Raw genomic sequence first — 24,703 nt, forward strand, 5'->3', positions numbered from 1 at the left:
GGATGTTGAAATTTTTTATGATAAAGTGAGGGTACAAAGGGCATTTACTTTTTGATACGGGAGAGAAGTTGATGAAGACTAAGGCTTTGTGCCAATTTTTAAGAGAGCAGTCTGATACTATGTCAGACAAATGGCTCAGTGCAAGAACCGTTGAACCAGTATCTGTTTATTCCATTGATGTACCTGATAAAGTCACAGCAGATCTTCGCGATCAAAATCAGCAATTCATTCATACCCTTATCAATCTCCTTGAGAACCCCGCAGCTGACCGGCTGAGCAGCTGGGCTCAGGAAATCGCTGTAAAACGCGCCGCTTCAGAAACTCCTCTATACCGTACCATTCAGCAATTCAGACGCTTCAGGCTGATTTTTCTGGAAACGGCCGAAGCCTATATCTTAAGCCATGAAGATGAATTTACCATTCATGACCTTCTGTCTTTCAGCAAACAAGTACACTCAGCCTTTGATCACGCCATCGAACTCTTTACCCGCTATTATCATCAAGTATCAGACGCAAGAATGGAAGCCCATAAAACCATGATTTACAAGCAGACAACACCCGTTATTCCAATCTCAGATGAAATCGGGGTTTTGCCGATTGTCGGTGATCTTGACATGCACCGCGCATCAATGATTACAGAAAGTGCCATCTCAAAAGCGGAACAGCTTAACCTGAGCCACATTGTGATCGACCTCTCCGGCGTTTTGGTTATTGACACGATGGTTGCCGGGCAGCTTTTTAAAATGATGCAGATGCTGAAGCTGCTCGGAATTCAGGTAACCATTACGGGCATCCGTCCCGAAATCGCTCAAACTTCCATCCAGCTTGGAATTGATTTTGGAGATCTCGCTACATTTGGACAGCTTAAGCATGCCCTGAGATACCTATATAAGAAATGAGCCCTTTCTAAACTGCAGCCCCATACCTCCACCTGCCAAAGCAGATTCTTCACGCTGTTCCCTTCTCCCGAAAAGTGATAGATTAATAGGAAAGGAGGAGAACCGAATGATTCTTACTGGAATGATCCTTGATACTGAAACGACTGGCCTGTCCCCTGTTAATGATGAAATAATTGAGATTGGCTATATCCTTTTTACTTATGATGATGAGCGGGACCTTTACTTAGATACACTGGAAGAAGGCACTTATCTAAGAGAACCGCTCTCTGCCTCTGCCAGAAAAAACTACCCATTTGCTTTCCGCATTCATGCCATTCCGTTTGAAGACGTGAAAGGCAAGTCATTTGATGATGACAAAGTAAAAGCGGCCATAAAAAAAGCAGATTTTATCATTGCCCACAATGCTTCGTTTGACAAAAGCTTTACGGTCAAAATGTACCCTGAGCTTTTTTCAAAAAAGTGGTACTGTTCCGCTCGGAACATCCCTTGGAAAACATACGGATATTACAGCGCGAAGCTTATCAGCCTGCTGCACAGCCATAAGCTTGCATCTTCGCAGACTCACCGCGCTCTTGATGATGTCAGACAGCTGAAACAGCTGCTCACGAGTTCCAATTATGAGGGGAAATCCTATTTGAAGGTTGCCCTTTCCTCTGCATCGCCTGTGAAAAAGACGGTTATGTGCCCTCTCTCAGGCGTTAAACAAAAACAGGCAGACGGAACGAGCCCCCAGACTTACATTCCTTCTCTTTCCGCAAAAGACATCCTGTCTCTGACTAAAGAGGAAGGGAAAGACCGGTATCTTGTCTACACAGAAACAGGCCGCTATATCGGCTTTATCGGCGCAGCAAAAAGCAGACAAATAGAAGCCTCTCTTCGTGAAGGTTTGGGGATGAAGGCAGAAGTATCAGAGCTCTCGGTGAATGAAAAAGGAGAGCATCACTGCACCGTATCAGTGACAATTGAACCGGTTAAGAAAAAGCAGACTGCACGGTAATCGGACAGCACATCCCGACGCTGACACCTGACAGAATCGTGAAAAAAAGCCGGACAAAACATAAGAGCGTATTCTTACCCTAAATTGATGCCGCCGATGATGATACCGTACGAAAACGGATGAATCGTACGCTATTCGAACACCGGCTGGGATTATACCGTACGAAAGAGCGTGAATCTTATGCTATCTGACCAACGGCAGCTGATTATACCGTAAAAAACAGATATAAAAACCCGACAACAGAAGAGAAAATAGAAAAAGGGTGAATTTGAACGAATCAAATTCACCCTTTTTATATTTCCCACTCTTTTTACTTATCATTCAGAATGCTCTCTTCAAGTACAGCCGACTTGTCGCCGTACACCTTTTCAATATGCTGGAGTCCCCATGCAGACAGCGATTCAAGAACGCCGGTTACGGACCAGCCGTATTCCGTCAGCTCATATTCGACTTTTGGCGGAACCTGATTGTAGATGATCCGCTTGACGATTCCGTCCTCTTCAAGCTCCCTGAGCTGCTGGGTTAGCATTTTCTGGGTAATGCCGGGCATCAGTTTTTTCAATTCGCCTGTCCGCTTTTTTCCCCGCATTAAATGGCAGAGAATCACGCATTTCCATTTGCCGCCAATCACTTCAAGAGCAGCTTCTACGGGAATGTTGTACCGCTTTGCTTTCACCTGATCCTGCCTCCGCATTCACTTATTTTTTATCTGCCGGATAAACGACGCCAATCTGTTTTCTGGCTTCATCCATCACGTTCATCACCGCAATGGAACGGTTATAGGTGTTAATAGACGATTCATAAAGGTCATTTTGAATCAGATCAATGAATTCCTTCATTTCATAGTACATCGTTTCTTCTTTTTGCGGTCGCGTAATATCTTCGATTCTGCCGTCGCGGTAATGTATTTCCACTTTCCCGATTGTACTGATTCTGTCGATGACGATCGTCCCGTCCTCTCCATGTATTTCGGAAGGCAGGGCGGAATCAGAAATTTTCGAGTACATCATAACAGCATCCATGTCCTTGTATTGAAGAAGAATGCTTCCTTCTCCGTCAACGCCTGAATCAAGCATCAGCCCGCTTGCTTTAATTGTCTCCGGCTCTCCAAACAGGACAAGAGAAGGATACAGTGCATAAACACCTATGTCCATAAGAGAGCCATTTGAAAATTCGGGTTTAAATGCATTCAGAACCGTTCCCGAGCGGTATGCGTCATATCTTGAAGAATACTGGCAGTAGCTTGCCGTATATCTTCTTACTGTTCCAATTTTATGAAGGTTTTCCTGGATAGCTTTAAAGTTTGGCAGGAAAGTGGATTTCATTGCTTCCATGAGCAGGACGCGGTTTTCTTTCGCGGCCTCAATCATTTTTGTCACTTCTGCTGTGTTGGAAGCGAGCGGCTTTTCACAGAGAACGTGTTTTTTATGGTTCATAAACAAGATCGCCTGTTCTGCATGCAGCGAATTCGGACTTGCTATGTAAACGGCATCGATTTCATCGCTTTTTGCCATGCATTCTAAATCTGTGAATGTTTTTTTCACGTTATATTTAGCAGCAAATTCTTCCGCTTTCTCGCTTGATCTTGAGTAGACGGCTGTAAGCGAAAAATCTTCAACCTGCATAGCGGCCTGAAGCAGGCGGTCTGTAATCCAGTTGGTTCCAATAATTCCAAAGCGTATCAACGTTAGTTCCTCCCAAAAATCAATTTCTGTAATACCTTACCATATGCAGGGGCAAACGTCTCAAGTGACGCTTGCTTAAATTAGTTCCACCTCTACAGATTCAATGCCCTGAACGTTTTTTATATCTTCGTACACATCAGACGTATAGCGGTCATTTTTTATCAGCAGGATTAAGTCAACGGTTCTCATTTCCCGGTCAACAACATCCTTGATTTTGACATATTTGATTTTCATATCATAATCACGGAGAATTTTCAGCACGTCAGATATACTCACGTTAACCGGAACCGTCAATTTTACTTTCAGTTCTTTAAGACGGAGCGTGCGGGGTCCGATTTTTTTTACAAGCGGCGCAATGATTTCAATTGATCCGATCATGAAAACAAGGGCAATCAAAGCCTCCTGATAAAAGCCGGCACCAATGGCAATGCCAAGTCCTGCAGCTCCCCAGATCATCGCTGCAGTCGTCAGGCCGCTGATGACATCATTGCTTCTCCGGAGGATGGCACCTGCACCAAGAAAACCTACTCCTGATACAATTTGAGCAGCAAGTCTCAGCGGGTCCATCGGCCGGTTGTAATCATTTGAAAAAGTATAGGCTGCCTCTATTGAAATAACGGTCAATAGACACGAGCTCACTGCGATAATAATGGTGGTCTTGAGTCCGAGAGGCTTTTTCTTAATCTCGCGCTCAAGCCCGATGATAATTCCGACAAGCAAAGATAAAAACAACTTAAGAATCGTATGCTGATGAACGATGATATCCTCCAACTCTGTTCCCCCTTTCTCTTTTTATAGTGTACTCTTTTAATGTTTGAAACATTATACCATTCGCAGGCATGTGAATATATGTGATGCAAGTAAGACCCTGCATTCTCCTGATGCATGGCAAAAAGACACCCTGCATCGCAGGGTGCCTTGCGTACCGCTTATTCTTCTTCAGCGAATGCTGTTTTTTTGCGTTTAAATTTGCCCATGATTTCATAAACGATCGGCACGATGATGAGAGTAAGAAGCGTTGAACTTGTCAGTCCGCCGATGACCGTTACTCCAAGTCCTTTGGAGATAATGCCGCTTCCGCCTTCAATGCCGATGGCAAGAGGGATGAGCGCTCCGATTGTAGCGATGGCGGTCATCAGAATCGGGCGCAGACGTGTTGTTCCTGCTTCAAGCAGAGCTTCTCTCGTTGAAAGTCCCTCGCGTTCTTTGTGAATGACGCGGTCAATCAGAACGATTGCGTTCGTGACAACAATTCCAATCAGCATAAGTGCTCCAATCATGGAGTTGATGCTGATCGTTTCTCCCGCAATCCAAAGTCCAACAAGAGCTCCAATTACTGTAAACGGAAGAGAGAACAGGATCGCGAACGGTGCAAGTCCTCCTCCAAACGTAATGACAAGCACGAGATAAACAATGGCAACAGCTGCAAGCATCGCAAGTCCAAGCTGAGTAAAGGATTCCTGAATATCTTCCGTTACCCCTCCTGTGTCGATATCAACGCCTGAAGGCAATGAGAGTTTATCCACTTCCTTCTGAACCTCACCGGATGCTTTTGCCACATCATCTGTTGTCAGTTCTCCGGAAACCTGAACATAAATGCGTCCGTCGCGGCGTGTCACTGTATCAGAGGTCTTCCCCTCTTCAACTGAGACAACATCTCCGATTTTCACTTCCTGACCCAGTGGAGACTTAATCGTTTTTTCGGTCAGGTCCTCTGCATTTTCAAACGTTTCTTTTTCTGTCTGCAAATAGACGTTGATGTCTTCCCCGTCTTTTTCAACCTGGGTCAGAACCGGCCGGTCACGCTGCGGCATCAGTTCCATGCCGATTTGTCCGGCAGTCAGGCCAAGCTTGCTCAATTCCTCCTGGTTTGCGACAAGAGTGAACTCATCGTACGTTTCAGCGAGGCTTGAGCTTACATTTTTAAAGCTGCCGTTGTCCTTCATGATCTTTTCAATTTCTCCGACAATCGGTTCAATGTCTTTCAGTTCGTTGCCATACACGAAGAACTGAACTTCATTGCTTCCGGCGCTTTGCGTGAAGTCCTGTGCAGCCCACTCGCCCTGTTCTGCGTCTGCCTGAAGGTCTTCAATGACCTTCTCTTTTTCTTTTTCAAAGTTTTCTGTGTCGTCCTCATATTCAATGAAGAATATCGCACTGTTCGTGTCACCCGGATTCATCGGGTTTTCGCTTCCAAGCGAGTATTGGACAAGCGAAACGTTTTTGCGGTCAAGCAGCATGCTTTCTGCGTTTGTTACCACTTCTTCAACCTGTTCTTCTGTTTCGCCAGGTGCAGGTTTATACGTCGCATAAACAAGCTTCTGTTCTTCAGAAGGCAGGAAGCTGACACCGATGACAGGCACAAGGAACAAACTTCCGACAAGCAGCAGGACGGCAAGAATAGATGTGATCCATTTATGGTTCAATGTCCAGTTCAAAATACTTCTGTAGGCAGCCGTCATTTTCCCCGGCTTATGTTCATCGTGTTTTTTAGCGGTCTCTCCGTACAGTCCTTTCTTAAAGAAACTGTGTGCAAGCATTGGCACGATTGTAACAGCTACAACAAGAGACGCCAGAAGTGCAAAGACAATCGTCAAGGCAAATGGAAGGAACAGTTCTCCGATCACTCCATTAACAAGTGCAAGCGGTAAGAACACCGCGATTGTTACGATTGTTGAAGACATAATCGGAACAAACATTTCTTTGGTTGCTTCTCTTACAAGCGCCATGCCTTTCAGTTTTTCACCCTGCAGAGACATTCTGCGGTAAATATTCTCAATAACGACGATCGAGTCATCGACGACACGCCCTATGGCAACGGTCATCGCTCCAAGTGTCATAATGTTTAATGTGATGTCCATTTGTTTCAATAAGAGAATTGCAATCAATAAAGAAAGAGGAATGGACACAACCGAGATTAACGTTGATTTAATATCCCTCAGGAACAAAAGGATAATGATTATGGCAAACAATGCTCCAAAAGCCGCTTTGCTCAGCATCGTGCTTACGGATTCTTCAATCGGCTCCGCCTGGTCAAGAGTCGTCTGCACATCAAGGTTTTTATATTCTTTTTCGTAGGTTTTAAGCTCTTTTTTAACAGCATTTGCTACATCAACTGTGTTGGCATCAGCAGATTTTACAACCTGAATACCGATTGCTTCTTTGCCGTTTGTGCGGGAAATCGATTCGGCTTTCCCGACTGATTGAATGTCTGCAATCTCAGAAAGTTTTACAGTCGGCAGCTCGGCAGCCTGAGGAGCCTGTGCTCCAGGTGCTGTCTGAGTCTGTCCTGCAGGAGGAGCTCCAGCAGGTGCCTGTGCGCCAGGGTTTTGTCCTGCACCAGGGTTCTGTCCTGCACCAGGTGCCGCCTGCTGCATGCCGGCATCTGCTCCTTTAGGCGTGACAGGAATCTCAAGGTTTTTAAGATCATCTATTGTGACGATATTTCCATCAACAACAACAGACTGCTCTTTCTCGCCGAATGTATAAAGCCCAAGCGGGAAGTTTACATCTGCGCCTTTAATGATATTCTGGACCGTTTCCTGATCCATGTTGTATTCTGCAAGTTTATCTTCTTTAAAGGTGAACTGCACTTCTTCTACCTGCTGGCCGGATACCTGAACAGAAGATACACCGTCAAGACCCTTCAAAGAAGGGACGATGTCATCCTCCACGAGTGTGGTTAACTCGCTGAGTGACTCCCCATCCTCTGAAATGCTTAAAGCCAAAATAGGAAATGCGTTAATGCTGAGTCTTGAAATATCCGAATCATTGACTCCTTCAGGAAAAGACAAGTCTGCTACAGTGCTTTTCACTTCTTCTTCCGCTTTATCCATATCTTTTTCAAACTCATATTCAATTTGAATGGAAGAGGCGTTCTGGAAGGATGTAGAGCTCACTACATTTACTCCGCCAAGATTCTGGACTGCCTGTTCAATCGGTTCCGTTACTTTTTCAGCAACTTCTTCAGGAGTAGCTCCAGGATAAACAGTTGTCACGGTTACAATGGGAGTTGTAATATTCGGGATTGTCTCAAGCTTCATGTTTATGCCTGAGTAAAGTCCTGCCACTGTCACAATAATTGTCAGCAGCCATACAGCAAATTTGTTCTTCAGGACAAAATTAATGATGGAATTCATGTGATCCTCCGGAGATGATTTTTTTAAAGTTTATTGACTGACTGGTCATAATAATTAATAATATAAATGACCAGTCGTTTGCAGTCAATTATAATAAGCATGTTCCAGTATGAATTTTATGTAAATGTGAACATTCAGTCATAAATCAGCTGTACTTCAGGAACATTATGGTGAGAACAGAAGATGGCCAATGCACGTGTAAGGAGAATCAGCGAATGAAAGAAAAAGAAAAGCGGATCATTGAAGCGGCGATGAGCCTTTTTGCAAAAAAAGGCGTAAGCTCAACTTCCATTCAGGATATCGTCAATGAATGCGGCATTTCAAAAGGGGCTTTTTACCTTTACTTTAAATCCAAGGACGCTCTTTTGCTTGAAACGTTCAAGTATCATTTTGAGCTCATCCATTCAAAAATGCAGTCTGTCCGAAAAGAGGAGCTTGAACCCCGCGCACTCTTGATTAAGCAATTATCCTGCCAGTTCAGTGAAATTAATAAACATAAAGATTTCATCATCATGCAGATGCGCGAAAATGCCGTGCCGAACAATCCATCTGTCGCAGCATTTATTCAGAAAATGAATGCTGAAGCAAGTCTCCTTGTTAAGAATGGGCTGGCTTCTATTTACGGAGACTCCATAAATCCATTCATCTGGGATATGACGGCGATCCTGCAGGGGATGATTCATTCCTATTTAAAGTACATCATTTTTGACAAAGCCGAGCTTGATTTTGAAGCACTCTCTGTTTTTCTTGTAAACCGGATCGATGATATGGTATCAGGGCTGATCCGTTCAGACGAAAAGCCTATTCTTTCGGGAGATGAACTGACTCTTTTTTCCCCATGCTCAGGTATCAGCAAAGAGGATCTGCTCCATGCTATTTCCCATTATAAACAAAAAGTTTCAGGAGATTTGCTTGTGACCCTGGAAGTACTTGAGTCGGAAATACAGGAAGCAGAACCGAGAACAGCCGTTATTCAGGGGATGCTTGCAAACTTCAGCCAGGATTCTGCTTTATCAGATTTAAAAGACAGCATTGCTTATTATTTCCAAATAAAATAGGAACAAAAGCGCAAGCGCCAAGGCCCGCTCCGATAGGCAGATAAGAATCCGGCGGAAAAGTCCGGGTCCCGTCTTTTTTGACGGATTTGTTCTGACAGAGGATTTAGGCGCTTCCGCTTGCCGAGGATAACTTTGTTATGTTATCCACAGCCTTTTACTTTTATAATTTCCTAAACAACAAAAAAACAAGAGAGGCCTCTTCTATTTCCTGAGACCTCTCTTTTTTATGGAGCTAATGGGATCAGCTTCTTTTTATAGAGTGCAGCAATGACGTTCATTAAAGCTGCAGGAATTTTTTTAGGGAAATATGCTTTTCTGTAATATTTGTGAAAAGCGGTTTTCAGGTCATTCCACTGTGTACAGTCTTTCTTTTGGCGAAACCTGGCAACATCAATCATCATGATGCTGCCGTCTGACGTAATGAAAATGTTGCGGAGGTGAATATCGGACGGATTTAATCCTCTCATTTTTGCAGACAAAAGGGCACTGTCCACTTCCGCAATGTGTTCGTCTGTAATGGAAATTCCGCTGCTGACACATTCAAACAGGGTGCTGCCTTCAATGTAATCGATGACCAGAAAGTTTTCACCTGCTTCATACAAAGAAGGATAATACTTAATCCCCTTAAGGGTCCTGTAAATGTCAGCTTCCTCTTTAGCGACATGTGTAAAATCAGGAAAGAACACTTTTAACGCTTTTTCTTCGCCGCTGAGCTTAAAGACGAATGCACTCCTGCCTGCTCCAATGAACGTCAGGGACGGATCGTGGCCCAAAAGCCTTGCCTTCGTTCCTCTGCCGCCTATTTTCACGCTGTCAGCGAGCTTGCTCCAGACTGTCATAGGAAAACCTCCATTCGTTTTAAACCTCTTTTACTATTACGAGCCAAGCTGCTCGATCTGATCCAGAATCTGCTTCATTTGATTTATATTTTTCATCATCTCTGAGTCTTCCAGCATCTTTAGGGTGTACTCTCCGTTCTCCAGCTGCTGCAGAGCCGAATCAATGCCGCTTTCGAGCGATTCACTGTACGTTATGAGCTGACTATGGGCATCCTGAGCTGCACCAGGTGCCTCAATCTCTTTAAAGGTTTGAATTTCTTCTTTCATATCAAGCAGGCTTTGCTTCAAATCCTCTCTTGTCTGAGCGCTTCCGGCGGCTTTTTCAGCAAGCGCAGGTGCCTCTTCAGCAAATGCTGCTGCCTCGTTCATGTAATCTTTTGCATCATTGGCGTACTCAAGCGTCGAATTGACCTCCTGGAGAAAAGAACATCCGCTTAGCAATACGACGGTTAACAGAGCCATAAGTTTCATCATCCACTTCATTTAAACCGCTCCCTTCTTTTAAACATCTGCTATTCCATCTGTAAATGCAAAAAAGACGCTGCGGCCGATAAATTGGCCGAGCGTCTTTTTTAAAGAGACTTCACCAATAAATCGGCAAAGGTCTCGCTAACAGCGGATGCTGCCAGCAAAGCCGGGGAAACGGTCCCGTAATGACGACTTTGCTGTTAAAGCTACTCCCCTTTAAGGAATAGATATGATGTTGTTTTTATTATACCGTGAATGACCAGAATCAGTCAATTCCGGCCTCTCTGAATCACACCGTTGCTTTTTCGCCCATGACAAAATAAAATCCTGAAGATCTGATATCACTTGCTACGCTGTGAAGTCCTTCTTCCTCAAGTTTTGAACACAGTTTTTCGGCATTCTGAAGATCAAAAGCAAGCATTTCTTCTTTACCGAGACCGGAGATCCGGACATCATCCAGAAGATGAGTAAAGTCTTCATCTGCAAATACATTAATGCCCACTTCATAGGCAATGGCCCCAGTATCAGAGCCGTCAAGATTGATTTCTTCTGATTTTAAATACCAGAAATCGTAATAGATGATGTCAGACATAATCGCATTCCTCCATGAATTGTTGGTGAATGCATTGTACCAGAAAAAGGGCCTGCGTGTAAAAAAACGGGCGCCCATTCGTTCAGCGCCCGTTTCAGGATTATTCTTTTGCGTCTTTCTTGAGGATCCCCACCATAACCGCCGTGATGACGGCTCCTGTTAAAATAGCCGCGATGTAAAGCAATGGATTTCCGTCAACAATCGGAATGACAAATGCTCCTCCGTGCGGGGCACGAAGTCCGATGCCAAAGATCATTGTCAGTGCTCCTGCAGCAGCTGAACCAATGACAGCTGCCGGAATGACTCTGGCAGGATCTGAGGCTGCAAACGGGATGGCTCCTTCTGTAATAAAGGTTGCTCCCATTACATAATTTGTTTTCCCTGCTTCTCTTTCAGCTTTTGTAAATTTCTTTTTAAAGAATGTCGTAGAAAGGGCAAGCCCAAGCGGAGGAACCATTCCCCCTGCCATAATAGCGGCATGAGGGGCAAAGTTGCCGGCATCGATCATGGCGATTCCAAAGGTGAAGGCCGCTTTGTTGATTGGCCCTCCCATATCAACTGCCATCATTCCTCCAAGAATTAACCCAAGCAAAACAAGATTGCCAGTTCCCATGCCTTTCAGCCAGACAGTCAGCCCGTCATTAATGGCCTTGACCGGTTCAACGACAACAAACATCATAATCAGTCCGGTCAAAAGGATGCCAAACAGCGGATACAGCAGCACCGGTTTAATTCCTTCAAGTGAACCCGGCAGACCGCTGAACGCTTTTTTAAGTCCGACAACAAGATAACCTGCAAGAAATCCGGCAATTAGGCCTCCAAGGAACCCGGCTCCGCCAGTTGCCGCCATCAGCCCGCCGACCATACCCGGTGCAAATCCCGGCCTGTCGGCAATACTCATCGCGATGAATCCTGCAAGAACAGGAATCATGAGATAAAAGGCGTTGCCTCCGCCAATCGTGCTGAGCGCTTCTGCAATTGGATGATAAGAAGGATCATCCGGATTGGCAGCGTTGATTCCAAAGACGAATGACAGGGCAATCAAGATCCCGCCTCCAACTACAAACGGGAGCATGTTGGACACACCGCTCATTAGATGCTTGTAAAAACCGGATCTTCCGGACTTGCCTTCTGCAGATTTTTTTGGTTCTCCGCTTGCTTTATAGATTGGAGCATCCTGGTCAAGAGCTTTTTGAATGAGCTCCTGCGGCTTGCGGATACCCTGTGCGACAGGAACCTGTATCACATGCTTGCCTGCAAACCGGTCCATCTCCACCTGCTTGTCGGCAGCGACAATAATGGCTGCAGCTTCTGCAATGTCTTCCTCTGTCAGCGCATTTTTAATGCCGCCTGATCCGTTTGTTTCCACTTTGATGGGGACATTCATTTCTTTTGCTTTCGCCTTGAGGGCATCAGCTGCCATGTATGTGTGGGCAATTCCTGTCGGACAGGCAGTTACGGCAAGAATCATTTTTCCTGAAGCAGCCGGTTCTGAAGCTTCTTCCTCTTCCATTTCCTTTTCTTTTTCATTGATTGCGTTCAAGATTTCATCTTCTGTTTCGGCATCCTCAAGCTTCTTCTTAAAAGCAGGATCCATCAAAAAGCCGGACAGTCTGGAAAGCGTTTGCAAATGCTCGTTATTTGCGCCCTCAGAAGCAGCAATCATAAAGAACAAATGGGCAGGCTGACCGTCGAGAGATTCATAGTCTGCTCCCTGTCTGGAACGGCCAAAGGCGATAGCCGGTTCTGCCACTGCATTCGTCTTGGCGTGAGGAATGGCAATTCCTTCGCCGATTCCTGTTGTACTTTGTTCCTCTCTGGCCAGAATTGCTTTTTTATACCCTTCTTTATCTTTAAGTTTTCCAGAGTTGTGAAGAATCTCAATTAATTCATCTATCACTGCCGGTTTTGTGCCGGCGCGCAAATCCAGAATGATTGTATCCCGTGTCAATAAATCTGTAATTTTCATTGTTTCTTCCCCTTTCCCTCTTTATATCTCTCTGACTGTTATCTTTTCAATTAATTGCCGGACTAGTTTCTCTTTTGCCAGATCCTCAGAAAAGGCAGTAGCACTGCCGGCTGCAACTCCCTGCCTGAATGCTTTTTTCACATCGCCGTTCATCGTATATCCTGCAAGAAATCCAGCTACAACTGAGTCGCCGGCTCCTACTGAATTCCTGATCTCTCCAGCTGGAACATTTGCAATGAACGCCGATTCCTGATTGACAAATACAGCACCGTCTCCCGCCATGGAAACAATGACATTCTGAACACCCTCATCAAGAAGCTTTCGTCCGTATTTTACAGCCTCTTCAGCACTGTGTATGTCTGTGCCGAACAATTCTCCAAGCTCATGATGATTCGGCTTTATCAGAAACGGTTTCATGCTGAACGTATTCTTTAGTGCATTGCCGAAGGCATCGATCACCGTTTTCACACCGGCATCCCGGGCAATTCGGGCTGCCTCTCCGTAAAAATCTTCTCCGAGACTTTTTGGTATGCTGCCTGCAAGGACAAGAATGTCGCCCTCCTGCAAGGCAGATATTTTCTTCAGCAGCTGCAGCTTTTGGGTTTCCGCGATTTCCGGACCCTGCCCGTTTATTTCCGTTTCAGCGCTGGATTTGAGTTTAATGTTTATTCTTGAATATCCATCTGCACGGATAAAATCACTTGTGATTTTTTCTTGAGCCAGGAAATTCTCGATAAAGTCGCCGGTAAATCCTGCGGTAAATCCGATGGCCGTGCTGTCTGCACCCTGGCGCTTTAGCATCCTTGACACGTTGATGCCTTTTCCGCCCGGAAACATATTCTCGTTTTTCGTGCGGTTAATTTGACCTTCCTTAAAATCATCGACCCCAATCACGTAATCGATGGAGGGATTCAGCGTACATGTATAAATCATGGTGCCACAACCTTTATCACTGTTTTTTCCATATATTCATAAGCGGCATCTTCTTCAAGTTCATTAGTGAGAATGACAGCCTCACTGAGGTCTGCAATTTTTGCAAAAGACCATTCATTGAACTTCGACTCATCTGCCAGTACATATGCCTCCTGAGACAGAGAAACAGCAAGCCTCTTCATTGCCGCTTCTTCCGGGTCTGGAGTCGTAAACCCTGCTTCGGCGTGAATGCCGTTCACGCCCATGAAACATTTATCAAAACGGTACGAACTTAACCCTTTCTGAGCTTCACTGCCAATCAATGCCCTTGTCTTAGGCTTAACCATTCCTCCTGTTAAGAAAGTCGGAATGCCCTGTTCAAGCAGCGGTTCGAGATGGGTAACGCCATTTGTCACAACCGTTATCTCTTTACCCTTCAGGTAGGGAATCATCTGCATCGTCGTCGTTCCCGCGTCTATATAAATACTGTCGCCGTTCTTCACAATCGCCGCGGCTGCTTTGGCAATCCGCTCTTTTTCTTCCGAATGTCTCAGGGCCTTTTCGCTTACACTGAGCTCTTCGCCTTTTTGATGGAGAAGAGATGCTCCCCCATGAACACGCTTAAGCTTTTTTTCTTTCTGAAGCTGGCTTAAATCTCGTCTGATGGTTGATTCTGATGAATCCGTTGCATCTACCAGCTCCTGTATAGTCGCTACTTGCTTTTCCTGCAAAACCGACAGGATCAAGCGGTGCCGTTCTTGTGTAATCATAGCGCCCCTCCGTCTGTTTCAACTTTATGACCTAATAGTAACGTAAGCCCTTTCAAAAATCAATCAAAAACATCCAAAAACAATCAAAAATGTTCATACCATTCATAAACACAGTCAAAATCAATCAAAAAAAACTGTCCGATCTCTCAGACAGTTCCGTTTAATCCTATATTTTGAAGCTTCAGCTGCTGCACAGCAAACTCTCTGTACATCGTATGCGATTCGAGCAATTGTTCATGTGTTCCCGAACCGGTCACTTTTCCTTTGTCCAAAAAGATGATTTTATCAGCATCGATGACTGTTGACAGTCTGTGGGCAATTACGAGCGTTGTTCTGCCCTTCATCAAATTGCCGAGTGCTTTTTGGACGACAATTTCTGAGTGGCTGTCAAGGCTTGATGTTGCTTCGTCAAGGAGCAGCAGCTTCGGATCGCGCAGCAGCGCTCTTGCAATTCCGATCCGCTGCCGCTGTCCGCCGGAGAGCTTGACTCCTCTTTCTCCGACCTGTGTATGATACCCCTCTGGAAATTCTTCAATAAACTGGTGGGCATACGCCATTTCAGCAGCCCGGACAATCTCATCGTCTTTGGGCTCACGGGTTAATCCGTAGCAAATGTTTTCTTTGACCGTCCCTGATGTGATGGGACTTTCCTGCGGAACATACCCGATTTGCTCTCTCCATGACTGAAGGGAAAACTCTTCAATTCGATCTTCTCCAAGAAAGATTGCTCCGCCGGTTGGCTTGTAGTAGCGTTCCATCAATGAAAATAACGTTGTTTTGCCGCTGCCGCTCGGACCTACAATGGCAGTCGTTTTTCCCGGTTCAATTTCCATCGCCACTTTGGTCAAAATTGGGTCATTCTTATAGGCAAAATCAACCTCCTGAAAGATGATCGGTTTTGCAATGCTCTTTACTTCTTTTCCTGCAGATAAGCTTTCTTCTTCTTCCCCAAGGATCTCGATCATCCGCTCTGAGGCTCCCATTGCTTTTTGAAGCTGAGTAAAAAACGCCGTAAACTGGGTCATCGGGATGACGATCTGAAACAAGTAGAGAATAAATGCGACGAGATCTCCAGATGAGATGGCGCCGGACTGCACTCTGAATCCTCCGTATCCAAGGATAATGACTAACAGCGACATAATGACAAAAGAAATCAGCGGTCCGATCAAAGCATGGATTTTTGCTTCTGAGAGGCCAAAGGAAAACAGGCGGAAAGCCCCCTCTTTACCTGATTCATATTCTTTTATTTCAGCGTTCGAGGATTTCACGAGGCGGACATGGGACAGCACTTCACTTAATAGAGAAGTAAACCGCGCTGTTTCGTCCTGAAGTCCTTTTGAAACCTTGTACATTTTTCTTCCAAGCGGAAGCAGAATCAAGATTGAAAGAGGAATCAGGGCAAGCATAATCACCGTCATCTGCCAGTCTAGGTAAAGCAGAATGCCGAACGAGCCGATTATGGCGATGATGCCTGTAAAGAAATTGGTGATGTGATCTGTGATCAGCCCTTTTAAAATGGCTGTATCATTTGTCATCCGGCTGATCATTTCACCTGTCTTATGTTGATCGTAAAATGAAACCGGAAGATGAATATGCTTCTTCCACAAACGTTCTCTAAGCTTTGCAACCACATGCTGTCCGACATAATTCAAAAGATAAATGGAAATTCCGCTCGTAACCGCCTGTGCGACAAAGGCTGATAATAAAAGCACAATATGGAAGGCTTCAATGCTCTCAAAACTGAAATCGTCAATAAGATTTTTTGTGAAAAGCGGAATAACAAGACCCGCAAGCGTGGAAATGACGCTTAGAATGCCTGCAGCAGCCAATCTCGCTTTAGACGGTTTTGTGTCGCGTATCAGTTCATAAAAAAGCCGCAGTCTGTCTCCGTATCCTTGTTCTTTCATTGTTTTTTCCCCCATCATGCATACTCATCATCTATTATACAGATATCTCCAGAAAAGAATAAATACAAGCCCTCTGCCTTCCTGCATGTATTCCATAAATAAGGAGATGATAGTACTCAAGTATAACTAACCAAGAAAGCAGCGTAAAAGATGGAAAATTTCACTGGATCCAATCAGCACAGGCGGTATAAAGCTCATTTGAGCATGTTTGGGACAACTCAATTCCACTTAAGAAACCCATACATTATTGCATGGTGGTCCGCGGCATTTCCCGGATTCGGCCATCTCCTTCTGTCCAAATATTTCAGGGGGCTGCTCCTTTTCGTATGGGAAGTCTTTATTAATATGCAATCTCATTTGAACATCGCAATGGTTTATTCGTTCTGCGGAGAAATTGATAAAGCGCGCGAAGCCCTTGATTACCGGTGGACCCTCTTATATATTCCCGTCTACATATTTGCCATCTGGGACAGCTATCGCACAACGGTCGATTCCAACCGGGTCTATCTGCTTGCCGAACGTGAAAACGCACCCTTTAACACCTTTACAATCGGAGCCATGGAAATCAACTATTTAGACAAGCGCAATCCCCGAATGGCTGTCGTCTGGTCCTTTCTGATGCCTGGAACCGGTCAGCTGTATATTCACCGCCTTATTACCGGATTTTTCGCCCTGATCTGGACGGTTGTTTTCGTTTATTATTCCAAGTGTCTTCTCGCTGTTCATTTTCTGTTTTTGGGAGAGATTGAGCAGGCAACGAACATTCTGAACCCATCATGGCTGATGTTTGTACCTTCAGTATACGGATTCGCTGTTTATGACTCATACATCAATACAGTCGAGAACAACAAGCTGTTTATAGATGAACAAAGAAATTTTTTGATGACTAATTACCAGAAATACCGGGTCAGCTTTCCTGACAGAGTTTGAGGGGTGATTTCCATTGCAAGTATTTGCTGCGTTTGATCACTGTACATATCTGGAGCTTGCGATTTCCAAAATCGAGCAAGAAGGCATACATAAAGAAAGAATCCTTGCAGTGCCTTTAAAAGCGAATGACGATTCCGTCAAATTGATGGATTCTATCCATCATTCCGATGGCATCAGTCTTTTTGATACAGGTGCAGCCCTTGCTACTGCATTTGCCGTCATTGGCGTCAGCATAGGGTTTAAGCTGGCATGGGGACCTGTTTACTGGGGTCTGATCGGGGCAGGCAGCGGTCTGCTTTTAGGGTTTGCCATCAATTTGTTCTACTATACGGTCATAAAAAAAAGAAAACTTAAAATTGGCGGAAGCGCCAAAAAAACCGAAGTCGTCCTTGTTATTGAATGCCGTGAGGAAGTGTTTTCACGCGTGGAAAAAATATTGAAGGAGCACTATGCACTGGGGATTGGCTATATAAAATAAAACAGGCAGCCGCAACAAATCCGGCTGCCTTTCTGTATGTTCTAATTTGTTAAAACGGCTGCTGCATCAGGCTTCAAGTTCAACTTGAGAAGAATCGCCGTTATACACATCCGTATCCAGTTCATTTGTCGCCTTTCCAGTAAGCACTCCGGCTGTCATGCTTCCGCTGACATTAAGAGCCGTACGACCCATGTCAATTAAAGGTTCAACTGAAATTAAAAGACCTGCTAAAGCAATCGGCATATTCATGGTTGAAAGAACAAGAATGGCCGCAAATGTAGCCCCTCCCCCAACGCCTGCAACACCGAATGAACTTATGGCAACAACGGCAATCAGGGTGAAAATAAATGACGGGCTGAGCGGATCAATCCCGACTGTCGGCGCAATCATAACCGCCAGCATGGCCGGATAAATGCCCGCACATCCATTTTGCCCGATTGTAAGACCAAATGAACCTGCAAAGTTTGCAATTCCTTCAGGCACACCAAGCTTTTTCGTCTGTGTGCTGATATTAAGCGGCAGCGTGCCTGCACTTGTACGTGAAGTAAACGCAAAGGCAAGGACAGGAAATACTTTTCTTACATACGTAACCGGGTTTAATCCTGCAAGTGTAAGCAGCAGCAAGTGAATAATAAACATAACGAGAAGTGCGACATATGAAGCGATGACAAATTTCCCAAGCTTCAAGATGGAATCAAGGTCGCTTGAAGCAACTGTTTTTGTCATAATAGCAAGCACGCCATATGGAGTCAGACGCAGAATCAACGTAACGACGCGCATAATCACGGCATAAAAAGCATCCACTATTTTAGCAAACAGCTCCGCATGCTGGGGCTCTTTTCGCTTAACCCCAAGAAACGCAAGGCCAAGAATAGCTGCAAAGATCACAACGGCAATGGTTGAAGTCGGACGGGCACCTGTGAAGTCAAGGAACGGATTGCCCGGAAGAAGCTCAAGAACCTTCTGCGGGAAGGTCTGATCCTGAATTTCCGTATATGTAGCGTCAAGAGCTTCTCCTCTGGCTGTTTCAGCCTCTCCCTGCTCAATTTGAACCGCTTCTAAATTAAATCCAAGCGACGTTCCAATGCCGATTGCGGCGGAAATGGCTGTTGTTCCAACCAGAATTCCCAAAACCAGGATGCTGATTTTTCCGATATTCCCCGAAAGCTTCAGTTTCGTAAACGCACTGAGGATTGATATGAATACAAGAGGCATGACGATCATTTGAAGCAGCTTGACATAACCGCTCCCCACGATGCTGTACCAGCCGATTGATTCAAGAAGAACCTCGTTTTCCGGTCCGTAGATAAACTGAAGGGCAAAGCCCAGCACAATCCCTAGGCCAAGGGCTGCAAACACCCTTTTAGAAAACGAAACGTGTTTCTTTTGCATATAAAAAAGCAAGAATATGAGTCCAAGAAGAACAGCAATATTCACAATTAACAAAAATGCTGACATAGCATTTCCCCCTAACATTTTCCTGTAGTATTAGAAAAATATAAATCAATTAAACCAATCAGTCAAGTAGGAATTACCGGCGGCCAACACTCAAACTTTATGTCCGCTTTTAAGGAATTATGCCTTAATGGTTCCGCTTGCGCCCGCAATCTCATAATTTATGAGAGCAGCTTTAAAAGGAGGAGCGTGTCTGACGTGATAAAAATTAAAAATGCCTATCAAAATGAAAATATCTTAAATACGAGTGTATTAACCGCCGAGCAGAAAGAGATTCTTGATCTGATGGTAAAGTATGAAGAGGTTTATTCATATGAGCATTTCAGCCAGTTCAAATTCGAAATGGATCTGCGGACCGAAATTGTAAAAGCATCCTCCGCCCTCTATCAGAGCGGGGTCAAGTTCACGACGTTTGAGTATTCCAAATGCAATCCGGTTTTTTGGGACCTGACGAGCCAGGGAGCCATAGTCATTAAGCCCGGCGTTCCTCCTTCAGTCGCCTTGATGGACGTTTACAACAATGGTTCCCTATATGCATTTGAATGTGCGACTGCAATGGTAGCCGTTTTTTACAGAGCCGTGCTGGAAATGATTGAAGAGTCCTATTTTAACCGCCTGTTTGACGGGATGATTCTATATGACTGGCACTATGATGACGATCTTGGGGTTTTTACGAGAAGAGGAAATGATTATCTTCCAGGTGATTGCCTGTACTTTAAAAATCCTGATTTTGATCCTGAAAAGCCGCAGTGGCGCGGTGAAAATACAATCGATCTTGGCTATGACCTGTACTACGGACACGGAATCGGCATTAAAGATTCTGAGGGCATCATAACCTCCCTGAACAAATACAGAAAGCAAGGTGCTGTGAGATCAGCCTACCTTCTTTCTCAGGTAACGCGGCTTGATTACAGATACTTGTATCCGTATAAACGGAGTGACAGAGAGGAAACAGGCGCCTATCCGCTTGCAGATGGAACCATTACGGCAACGAGACTGGGGGACGTATTTTATTTAAAAGCCTGATTTTCCAGCAAAAAAAGCCGCCCTTATTTAGGCAGCTTCAGCTGATCATTATGAAAATATTTGCGCTGCAAGTAGTATTGTTCACGCCCAAGATATTTATTTACCATCAGCTCCATTTCGCCAAGGTCATTTCTTGTCACGAGCGGATCGAGCTGATTCCACTTAACAACTCTAATAAAGTAGTAATCTTTAATGGGGGTGAACAAAACGGGGGAATTCGGCCATTGATCAAACCAGAATTCGATTCTTCCCCTTTTTTTGTACGAATAATGAATAATCTTCATTTTCATCACCTATTATAAGAATACATGTTCTCCTTTGAAAAAGAAAGCTTTAATCGGCTGAACCGCCTCTTAAAATCGCTCTGACAGGACTTCCGTCACCGTCTGTAAGTTTTAGAGGCAGAGCAATCAGCTCATAGGTCCCTTCTTCAGCCGAAGTCAGATCCAGCCCCTCTAAAATAAAGATGGACTGCTGAAAAAACGAGTGATGGGCAGGCAATTCTTTGCTTTTCATAAAATCGACCGAAGGGACATCCACTCCGATCAGCTTAATGCCAAGGCTTCCAAGGTACTCTGCAGCATCAGGGTGAAAATAAGTGAACTCTTCGGGAAACCGGTTTGAATCCTCCCAGGAATCAGTCCGGATCAGCAGACGTTCTATTCCCGCCAGATCCATTTTCTTCAGAATGTGAGCAGTAATGACCTCCTGGCCGCGAATGTGAATGACTTTTGCTGTGCCGCAGTAAATGGAGAGATCAAGTTCATGAATCCGCTTCCCTTCCGAGTCAAAATGATAGGGGGCATCTACATGAGTTCCCGTATGGGTGCTCATCTCCACCTTCCCGACATTAACGGACCCGCTCGCTTCTTTCGTCCACATCAGTTCAAAATCAAACGGAGTATCCCCCGGCCAGACAGGCGTGCTGTTTTGCAGCGGTCTTGAAATATCAATGATTTTCATGCAATCACCTCCCGTATATTTTCAAACTGCTCATATCGTTTTTCCCTCATTATCGTTTTTAGAAACTGCACTGTCTTCCAAATCTCTCCATAAGAAGTATAAAAAGGTGCAGGGGCCAGTCTGATAATATTCGGAGACCTGTAGTCAGGAATCACTCCATCCTGTTTCAGCGCTTTGCAGATTCTTGCAGCCTCAGGATGCATGAGAGCAACATGACCTCCGCGCCGTGCATCTTCCTTCGGGTTTACAATCTCAAATGAAAAACCTGATAGCTCTTCTTCGATTAAATCCATCATCACTCTGGTCATACTCAGAGATTTTCTGCGGATGGCAGCCATCGTTGCTTCCTTGAACATCTCTAGAGATGCAGATAATGGCGCTGAACTGAAAATATGCGGAGTTCCAATTTGATAGGCCCCTGCAGAGTCTGCGGGCTTAAAAGTATGCTCCATATCAAACTGCTGCTCTTTATTTGAGCCAAACCAGCCGCTCAGCCCGGGTCTCTTTATGCCAAGATGCTTTTCATGGACAAACAGTCCTGCTGCGGCACCCGGTCCTCCGTTGACATATTTATAGTTGCACCAGTAAGCAAAATCAGTCCCCCATTTGTGCATCTCATGAGGAATGGCCCCCACTGAATGGCAGCCGTCAAAGCCGATGATAATCCCCCGCTCGTGAGCGGCCTTCGTAAGCCTTTCAATATCAAGCAGCTGGCCGCTTCTGTACAGAACAGTCGGCAGAACAGCCATCGCCACATCTTCTGTCATGCAGGCAATAATCTCGTCTTCATCAAGCGTCTGACCGTCTTTGCTTTTCACCTTGACTAAGTGTGTATCAGGATCTAATCCTTTTAAAGACAGCTGACTTTGAAGAGCGTAAATGTCAGAAGGAAAATTCAGTTCATCCGCAAGGATTTTCGTCCTTTTTCCTTCTGGCTTGAAAAAACTGGCTGCAAGCTGATGAAGGTTTACGGTAGTAGAACCTGTCACAATGACTTCATGCGGCTTTGCCCCCACTAAAAAAGCCGATTGCCCGCCAAGTGTTTCAGACAGGTAGTACCAAGGTTTATCGCCTTTCGTCCAGCCGTCTATTCCGTGCTCCTTCCAGGCCTCAAGCATTTGGAGCAAAGCAGCTTCAGTCCGCTTTGAAGGGAGGCCAAGAGAATTGCCATCCATATAGATAATGCCTTCTTTTAAATAAAATTCCTGTCTGTAGCAGGCCAGTTCATCCTGCTTATCAAGTGCTGACGCTTTATCTGGATCCATAGTGTGAAGCCTCCTTCATCCGGTTTTCTGTTTGACTGATTACCTGATTTAAAAAAACGTCTGCCGGCACTTTTTCATGAATCATCCTTAGACCCTGGCCAGCCCAGACAGACATATTTTCAGTGTTTCCCGCTTCAGCAGCCTCGCTCCTAAGCCGCTTGGTCAGATTGTTTTGCAGAGGATAAGGGAGGACATCTGATTCATACGGCTCCATTTTCCGGATAAAATCATTTGAGATTCCCCGCGCATATTTTCCTGAGAATGCTTTCGTCAGTACCGTCTGATCTTCTGTGCCTGAGACTATTTTATCTTTATATGCTTCCGCTGCACCGCTTTCAGTACATGGAATAAACGCACTCCCCAACTGCACTCCTTCTGCACCGAGCATAAGTGCCGCTGCAATCCCTCTTCCATCCGCTATGCCGCCGGCAGCAATCACCGGCACCCGAAGCGCATCAGCTGCCTGCGGAATAAGCGCCATGGTTCCGACCCCTGCATCCGGAGAGTGATGGAAGGTTCCGCGGTGTCCTCCTGCTTCACTGCCCTGCATGACGATCAGATCTGCTCCAATTTCTTCGAACATAAGCGCCTCATCAACGGATGTCGCTGTGCCAATTACTGTCCTGCCTGCTTTTTTCAGTTCTGCTGCAGCTTCTTTTGAAGGCAGCCCGAATGTAAATGAACAAACAGGCACCTCCTGCTGAAGAATGACTTCAAGCTGCTGTTCATAATTATGGCGGTTTTCTTCATCTGAATAAGAAAGGTCCCCCGCGGGAAGCCCCCATTGCTTTAATCGATCCGTCATCCTTTTTATCTCTGCCTCACTGGCATAGACTTCTTTTTCAGGCACAAAAAGATTGACGCTGAACGGTTTCCTCGTCAAGCCTTTTATTTTTACAACCTGCTCCTTAAGCTGTTCCGCAGTTAAATAACCTGCTCCGACAGATCCCATCGCTCCGAAGCCGCTGACAGCAGCCGCCAGTTCAGGTGAAGTAATGCCTCCCGCCATCGGTGCCTGAATAACCGGATAGGTGATGCAAAGCTTGCGGCTTACAGCTGTTTCATTCCACCCCACACATATTCCTCCTCATCCAGAAGTGAACTGCCTACCTTCTTCTACATGCATGCAGCCGTTCCCTGCCGGACTCAGGAGGAATGATCCGGAGCAAAATCCGTTATCCTTTTACCCGGTTGTGCTAAAATGGTAAAAAATAGACACTCAAAGATAGGAGCTGTTTGAAGTTGGATGAGCTGTGTCCCCTTTGCAACCCTCAAATGATAGAAGATCAGAAAATTGTCCTGTCCAACGACCATTGTCTCTTTCTTCAGATGCCCCAAAACATCCTTATTGGTTCAGGCCTGATCGTCCCAAGAAAGCACCGCCCTACTATGTTTGATTTAACGCAGGATGAATGGAATGCAACATACAGTCTGCTTCAGGAAGTGAAAGAGCTGCTCGATCAAGAGCACGAGCCTGATGGCTATACGATCGGCTGGAATACAAATGAATCCGGAGGGCAGCACATTTTTCACACCCACCTTCATATCATCCCCCGCTTCGAAGACGAACCATATGCCGGAAAAGGCATCAGGTACTGGCTGAAGAGCAGGGAGAATCTGCGGCCTTCCCTCTCGGACGAAGATTAAAATCGGTCAAACTTGGGTAAAAAAAGAGAAAGACCGCTGACAAAGGAGTGTTACCGATGATCATTGTATACATAAGCATTGCGCTTGTTGTCCTTGCCCTTATCTATCTAGGTGTCTCATCCATCCGCACCTTCAAAAAATCACAGCCTGTGCTGCAGGACCTTCAGGAAACGGCAAACCGCCTTCAAAAACAAACCGAAAGCATTCAAAATGAAACAACCAGACTCTCCGCCACTCAGGAAAAAATTATGTCTGACGTAGAGTACAAAAAGAAAACCGTTCAGGAAACAATTGAAATCGCGAAAGAAACACCGGAAACTCTAAAGAGCTTTAAAGAGTTTATTCCTTCTAAAAAAGAAGAACGCGCTGCACACAGGGTTCGGGGCTGAGAGGAGCAGATCACTTTGGTGGTCTGTTTTTTTGTGTGGAGGGGATGCAGGTGGGGATGTTATTGGATCGGTTGTTCAGTTTAGTGTCATCAAGCTCAGTCTCTTTCTATGTTGATGGTCTTATCGCGCTCTAGAATGCCATCAAGCACGAGATTTTTTCTGTTGATAGTGCTTATCACGATTATTAGTGCCATCAATCACGAGATCTTCCGTGTTGATGGTTCTTATCACGCTTATTAGGAACATCAATCCTGAGATTTTTTCTGTTGGTGGTTCTTATCAGGCTGTTGAGTGACATCAAGCACGAGATCTTCC

Annotated in this window: 24 protein-coding genes; 8 read left to right on the forward strand and 16 right to left on the reverse strand. The window is 45.1% G+C overall.

All coding sequences use genetic code 11. The features are described 5' to 3' along the window. Positions 1 to 71: 71 nt before the first annotated feature. Positions 72 to 899, forward strand: a complete 828-nt coding sequence (locus ACTSEZ_RS10195) for an STAS domain-containing protein (protein WP_369734135.1) — start codon at positions 72 to 74, stop codon at positions 897 to 899. Positions 900 to 1,005: 106 nt separating this feature from the next. After that, positions 1,006 to 1,896: an exonuclease domain-containing protein gene (locus ACTSEZ_RS10200; protein ID WP_369734136.1), complete on the forward strand. Its 891-nt coding sequence runs from the start codon at positions 1,006 to 1,008 to the stop codon at positions 1,894 to 1,896. 310 nt (positions 1,897 to 2,206) lie between these two features. On the opposite strand, the gene ACTSEZ_RS10205 is transcribed toward ACTSEZ_RS10200, so the two are convergent. The 4 genes from ACTSEZ_RS10205 to ACTSEZ_RS10220 all read right to left on the reverse strand — a co-directional run bounded on the left by ACTSEZ_RS10205 (position 2,207) and on the right by ACTSEZ_RS10220 (position 7,720). After that, positions 2,207 to 2,572, reverse strand: a complete 366-nt coding sequence (locus tag ACTSEZ_RS10205; protein ID WP_369734137.1) for a winged helix-turn-helix transcriptional regulator — start codon at positions 2,570 to 2,572, stop codon at positions 2,207 to 2,209. A gap of 22 nt (positions 2,573 to 2,594) precedes the next feature. Then, positions 2,595 to 3,581: a Gfo/Idh/MocA family protein gene (locus ACTSEZ_RS10210; RefSeq protein WP_369734138.1), complete on the reverse strand. Its 987-nt coding sequence runs from the start codon at positions 3,579 to 3,581 to the stop codon at positions 2,595 to 2,597. 75 nt (positions 3,582 to 3,656) lie between these two features. After that, positions 3,657 to 4,343: an MgtC/SapB family protein gene (locus ACTSEZ_RS10215; RefSeq protein WP_369734470.1), complete on the reverse strand. Its 687-nt coding sequence runs from the start codon at positions 4,341 to 4,343 to the stop codon at positions 3,657 to 3,659. A gap of 167 nt (positions 4,344 to 4,510) precedes the next feature. Beyond that, positions 4,511 to 7,720 carry an efflux RND transporter permease subunit gene (locus ACTSEZ_RS10220; RefSeq protein ID WP_369734139.1) on the reverse strand — a complete coding sequence of 1,070 codons (3,210 nt, stop codon included), beginning with the start codon at positions 7,718 to 7,720 and terminating at the stop codon, positions 4,511 to 4,513. A gap of 215 nt (positions 7,721 to 7,935) precedes the next feature. On the opposite strand from ACTSEZ_RS10220, the gene ACTSEZ_RS10225 reads away from it, so the two are divergent. Beyond that, on the forward strand, positions 7,936 to 8,778 hold the full coding sequence (locus ACTSEZ_RS10225; protein WP_369734140.1) for a TetR/AcrR family transcriptional regulator: 843 nt from the start codon (positions 7,936 to 7,938) through the stop codon (positions 8,776 to 8,778). 224 nt (positions 8,779 to 9,002) lie between these two features. Here the strand turns inward: ACTSEZ_RS10225 and ACTSEZ_RS10230 are convergent, their stop codons facing one another. The 7 genes from ACTSEZ_RS10230 to ACTSEZ_RS10260 all read right to left on the reverse strand — a co-directional run bounded on the left by ACTSEZ_RS10230 (position 9,003) and on the right by ACTSEZ_RS10260 (position 16,235). Continuing rightward, positions 9,003 to 9,617: a protein kinase family protein gene (locus ACTSEZ_RS10230; protein ID WP_369734141.1), complete on the reverse strand. Its 615-nt coding sequence runs from the start codon at positions 9,615 to 9,617 to the stop codon at positions 9,003 to 9,005. A gap of 36 nt (positions 9,618 to 9,653) precedes the next feature. Beyond that, positions 9,654 to 10,100: a DUF6376 family protein gene (locus ACTSEZ_RS10235; protein ID WP_369734142.1), complete on the reverse strand. Its 447-nt coding sequence runs from the start codon at positions 10,098 to 10,100 to the stop codon at positions 9,654 to 9,656. Positions 10,101 to 10,374: 274 nt separating this feature from the next. Continuing rightward, positions 10,375 to 10,677 carry a hypothetical protein gene (locus tag ACTSEZ_RS10240; RefSeq protein WP_369734143.1) on the reverse strand — a complete coding sequence of 101 codons (303 nt, stop codon included), beginning with the start codon at positions 10,675 to 10,677 and terminating at the stop codon, positions 10,375 to 10,377. A 100-nt stretch (positions 10,678 to 10,777) separates the two neighbouring features. After that, positions 10,778 to 12,646, reverse strand: coding sequence for a PTS fructose transporter subunit IIABC (locus tag ACTSEZ_RS10245; RefSeq protein ID WP_369734144.1), 1,869 nt, complete (start codon positions 12,644 to 12,646; stop codon positions 10,778 to 10,780). Between the two features lie 21 nt (positions 12,647 to 12,667). Then, the gene (gene pfkB, locus ACTSEZ_RS10250; RefSeq protein WP_369734145.1) at positions 12,668 to 13,579 is read right to left on the reverse strand and encodes a 1-phosphofructokinase; all 912 of its coding nucleotides are present in this window, start codon (positions 13,577 to 13,579) and stop codon (positions 12,668 to 12,670) included. Continuing rightward, entirely contained in the window at positions 13,576 to 14,328 is a 753-nt protein-coding gene (locus ACTSEZ_RS10255) for a DeoR/GlpR family DNA-binding transcription regulator (protein ID WP_369734146.1), read from the reverse strand. Before ACTSEZ_RS10255 ends, pfkB begins: the two co-directional genes overlap by 4 nt. A 146-nt stretch (positions 14,329 to 14,474) precedes the next feature. Continuing rightward, on the reverse strand, positions 14,475 to 16,235 hold the full coding sequence (locus ACTSEZ_RS10260) for an ABC transporter ATP-binding protein (protein ID WP_369734147.1): 1,761 nt from the start codon (positions 16,233 to 16,235) through the stop codon (positions 14,475 to 14,477). 150 nt (positions 16,236 to 16,385) lie between these two features. Here ACTSEZ_RS10260 and ACTSEZ_RS10265 point away from each other — a divergent pair, with 150 nt between their 5' ends. Beyond that, complete coding sequence (locus ACTSEZ_RS10265) at positions 16,386 to 17,165, forward strand: hypothetical protein (RefSeq protein WP_029283936.1); 780 nt, start codon at positions 16,386 to 16,388, stop codon at positions 17,163 to 17,165. A 13-nt stretch (positions 17,166 to 17,178) separates the two neighbouring features. After that, positions 17,179 to 17,643 carry a hypothetical protein gene (locus tag ACTSEZ_RS10270; RefSeq protein WP_029283938.1) on the forward strand — a complete coding sequence of 155 codons (465 nt, stop codon included), beginning with the start codon at positions 17,179 to 17,181 and terminating at the stop codon, positions 17,641 to 17,643. Positions 17,644 to 17,709: 66 nt separating this feature from the next. On the opposite strand, the gene ACTSEZ_RS10275 is transcribed toward ACTSEZ_RS10270, so the two are convergent. Next, the gene (locus ACTSEZ_RS10275; RefSeq protein WP_369734148.1) at positions 17,710 to 19,101 is read right to left on the reverse strand and encodes an L-cystine transporter; all 1,392 of its coding nucleotides are present in this window, start codon (positions 19,099 to 19,101) and stop codon (positions 17,710 to 17,712) included. Positions 19,102 to 19,296: 195 nt separating this feature from the next. On the opposite strand from ACTSEZ_RS10275, the gene ACTSEZ_RS10280 reads away from it, so the two are divergent. Then, on the forward strand, positions 19,297 to 20,124 hold the full coding sequence (locus ACTSEZ_RS10280; protein WP_369734149.1) for a protein-glutamine gamma-glutamyltransferase: 828 nt from the start codon (positions 19,297 to 19,299) through the stop codon (positions 20,122 to 20,124). A gap of 23 nt (positions 20,125 to 20,147) precedes the next feature. Here the strand turns inward: ACTSEZ_RS10280 and ACTSEZ_RS10285 are convergent, their stop codons facing one another. From ACTSEZ_RS10285 to ACTSEZ_RS10300, 4 genes are read right to left on the reverse strand one after another with little or no spacing between them, the layout of a single operon-like run. Beyond that, entirely contained in the window at positions 20,148 to 20,408 is a 261-nt protein-coding gene (locus tag ACTSEZ_RS10285; protein WP_342825373.1) for a protein YuzH, read from the reverse strand. A gap of 49 nt (positions 20,409 to 20,457) precedes the next feature. Then, the gene (gene kynB, locus ACTSEZ_RS10290) at positions 20,458 to 21,087 is read right to left on the reverse strand and encodes an arylformamidase (protein ID WP_369734150.1); all 630 of its coding nucleotides are present in this window, start codon (positions 21,085 to 21,087) and stop codon (positions 20,458 to 20,460) included. Next, a complete protein-coding gene (kynU, locus tag ACTSEZ_RS10295) occupies positions 21,084 to 22,352 on the reverse strand; it encodes a kynureninase (protein WP_369734151.1) in 1,269 nt (422 codons plus the stop codon). The genes kynB and kynU overlap by 4 nt, the downstream gene beginning before the upstream one ends. Next, entirely contained in the window at positions 22,339 to 23,427 is a 1,089-nt protein-coding gene (locus ACTSEZ_RS10300) for an NAD(P)H-dependent flavin oxidoreductase (protein WP_369734152.1), read from the reverse strand. Before ACTSEZ_RS10300 ends, kynU begins: the two co-directional genes overlap by 14 nt. Positions 23,428 to 23,627: 200 nt before the next feature. On the opposite strand from ACTSEZ_RS10300, the gene ACTSEZ_RS10305 reads away from it, so the two are divergent. Beyond that, positions 23,628 to 23,999, forward strand: a complete 372-nt coding sequence (locus ACTSEZ_RS10305; protein WP_369734471.1) for an HIT family protein — start codon at positions 23,628 to 23,630, stop codon at positions 23,997 to 23,999. A gap of 56 nt (positions 24,000 to 24,055) precedes the next feature. After that, the gene (locus tag ACTSEZ_RS10310; protein ID WP_051865584.1) at positions 24,056 to 24,388 is read left to right on the forward strand and encodes a DUF948 domain-containing protein; all 333 of its coding nucleotides are present in this window, start codon (positions 24,056 to 24,058) and stop codon (positions 24,386 to 24,388) included. Positions 24,389 to 24,703 lie beyond the last annotated feature (315 nt).

The organism is Metabacillus mesotrionivorans (assembly GCF_052171315.1).
GTDB lineage: Bacteria > Bacillota > Bacilli > Bacillales > Bacillaceae > Bacillus_P.

Excerpts from the sequence above, each read along its gene's own strand:
- ACTSEZ_RS10245 (WP_369734144.1), bottom strand. The coding sequence starts at position 12,646 with ATGAAAATTACAGATTTATTGACACGGGATACAATCATTCTGGATTTG.
- ACTSEZ_RS10195 (WP_369734135.1), top strand. The coding sequence starts at position 72 with ATGAAGACTAAGGCTTTGTGCCAATTTTTAAGAGAGCAGTCTGATACT.
- ACTSEZ_RS10265 (WP_029283936.1), top strand. The coding sequence starts at position 16,386 with ATGGAAAATTTCACTGGATCCAATCAGCACAGGCGGTATAAAGCTCAT.
- ACTSEZ_RS10260 (WP_369734147.1), bottom strand. The coding sequence starts at position 16,235 with ATGAAAGAACAAGGATACGGAGACAGACTGCGGCTTTTTTATGAACTG.
- ACTSEZ_RS10285 (WP_342825373.1), bottom strand. The coding sequence starts at position 20,408 with ATGAAGATTATTCATTATTCGTACAAAAAAAGGGGAAGAATCGAATTC.
- ACTSEZ_RS10310 (WP_051865584.1), top strand. The coding sequence starts at position 24,056 with ATGATCATTGTATACATAAGCATTGCGCTTGTTGTCCTTGCCCTTATC.
- ACTSEZ_RS10225 (WP_369734140.1), top strand. The coding sequence starts at position 7,936 with ATGAAAGAAAAAGAAAAGCGGATCATTGAAGCGGCGATGAGCCTTTTT.
- ACTSEZ_RS10230 (WP_369734141.1), bottom strand. The coding sequence starts at position 9,617 with ATGACAGTCTGGAGCAAGCTCGCTGACAGCGTGAAAATAGGCGGCAGA.
- ACTSEZ_RS10235 (WP_369734142.1), bottom strand. The coding sequence starts at position 10,100 with ATGAAGTGGATGATGAAACTTATGGCTCTGTTAACCGTCGTATTGCTA.
- ACTSEZ_RS10220 (WP_369734139.1), bottom strand. The coding sequence starts at position 7,720 with ATGAATTCCATCATTAATTTTGTCCTGAAGAACAAATTTGCTGTATGG.
- kynB (WP_369734150.1), bottom strand. The coding sequence starts at position 21,087 with ATGAAAATCATTGATATTTCAAGACCGCTGCAAAACAGCACGCCTGTC.
- ACTSEZ_RS10255 (WP_369734146.1), bottom strand. The coding sequence starts at position 14,328 with ATGATTACACAAGAACGGCACCGCTTGATCCTGTCGGTTTTGCAGGAA.
- ACTSEZ_RS10275 (WP_369734148.1), bottom strand. The coding sequence starts at position 19,101 with ATGTCAGCATTTTTGTTAATTGTGAATATTGCTGTTCTTCTTGGACTC.
- pfkB (WP_369734145.1), bottom strand. The coding sequence starts at position 13,579 with ATGATTTATACATGTACGCTGAATCCCTCCATCGATTACGTGATTGGG.
- ACTSEZ_RS10305 (WP_369734471.1), top strand. The coding sequence starts at position 23,628 with ATGATAGAAGATCAGAAAATTGTCCTGTCCAACGACCATTGTCTCTTT.
- ACTSEZ_RS10200 (WP_369734136.1), top strand. The coding sequence starts at position 1,006 with ATGATTCTTACTGGAATGATCCTTGATACTGAAACGACTGGCCTGTCC.
- ACTSEZ_RS10240 (WP_369734143.1), bottom strand. The coding sequence starts at position 10,677 with ATGTCTGACATCATCTATTACGATTTCTGGTATTTAAAATCAGAAGAA.
- kynU (WP_369734151.1), bottom strand. The coding sequence starts at position 22,352 with ATGGATCCAGATAAAGCGTCAGCACTTGATAAGCAGGATGAACTGGCC.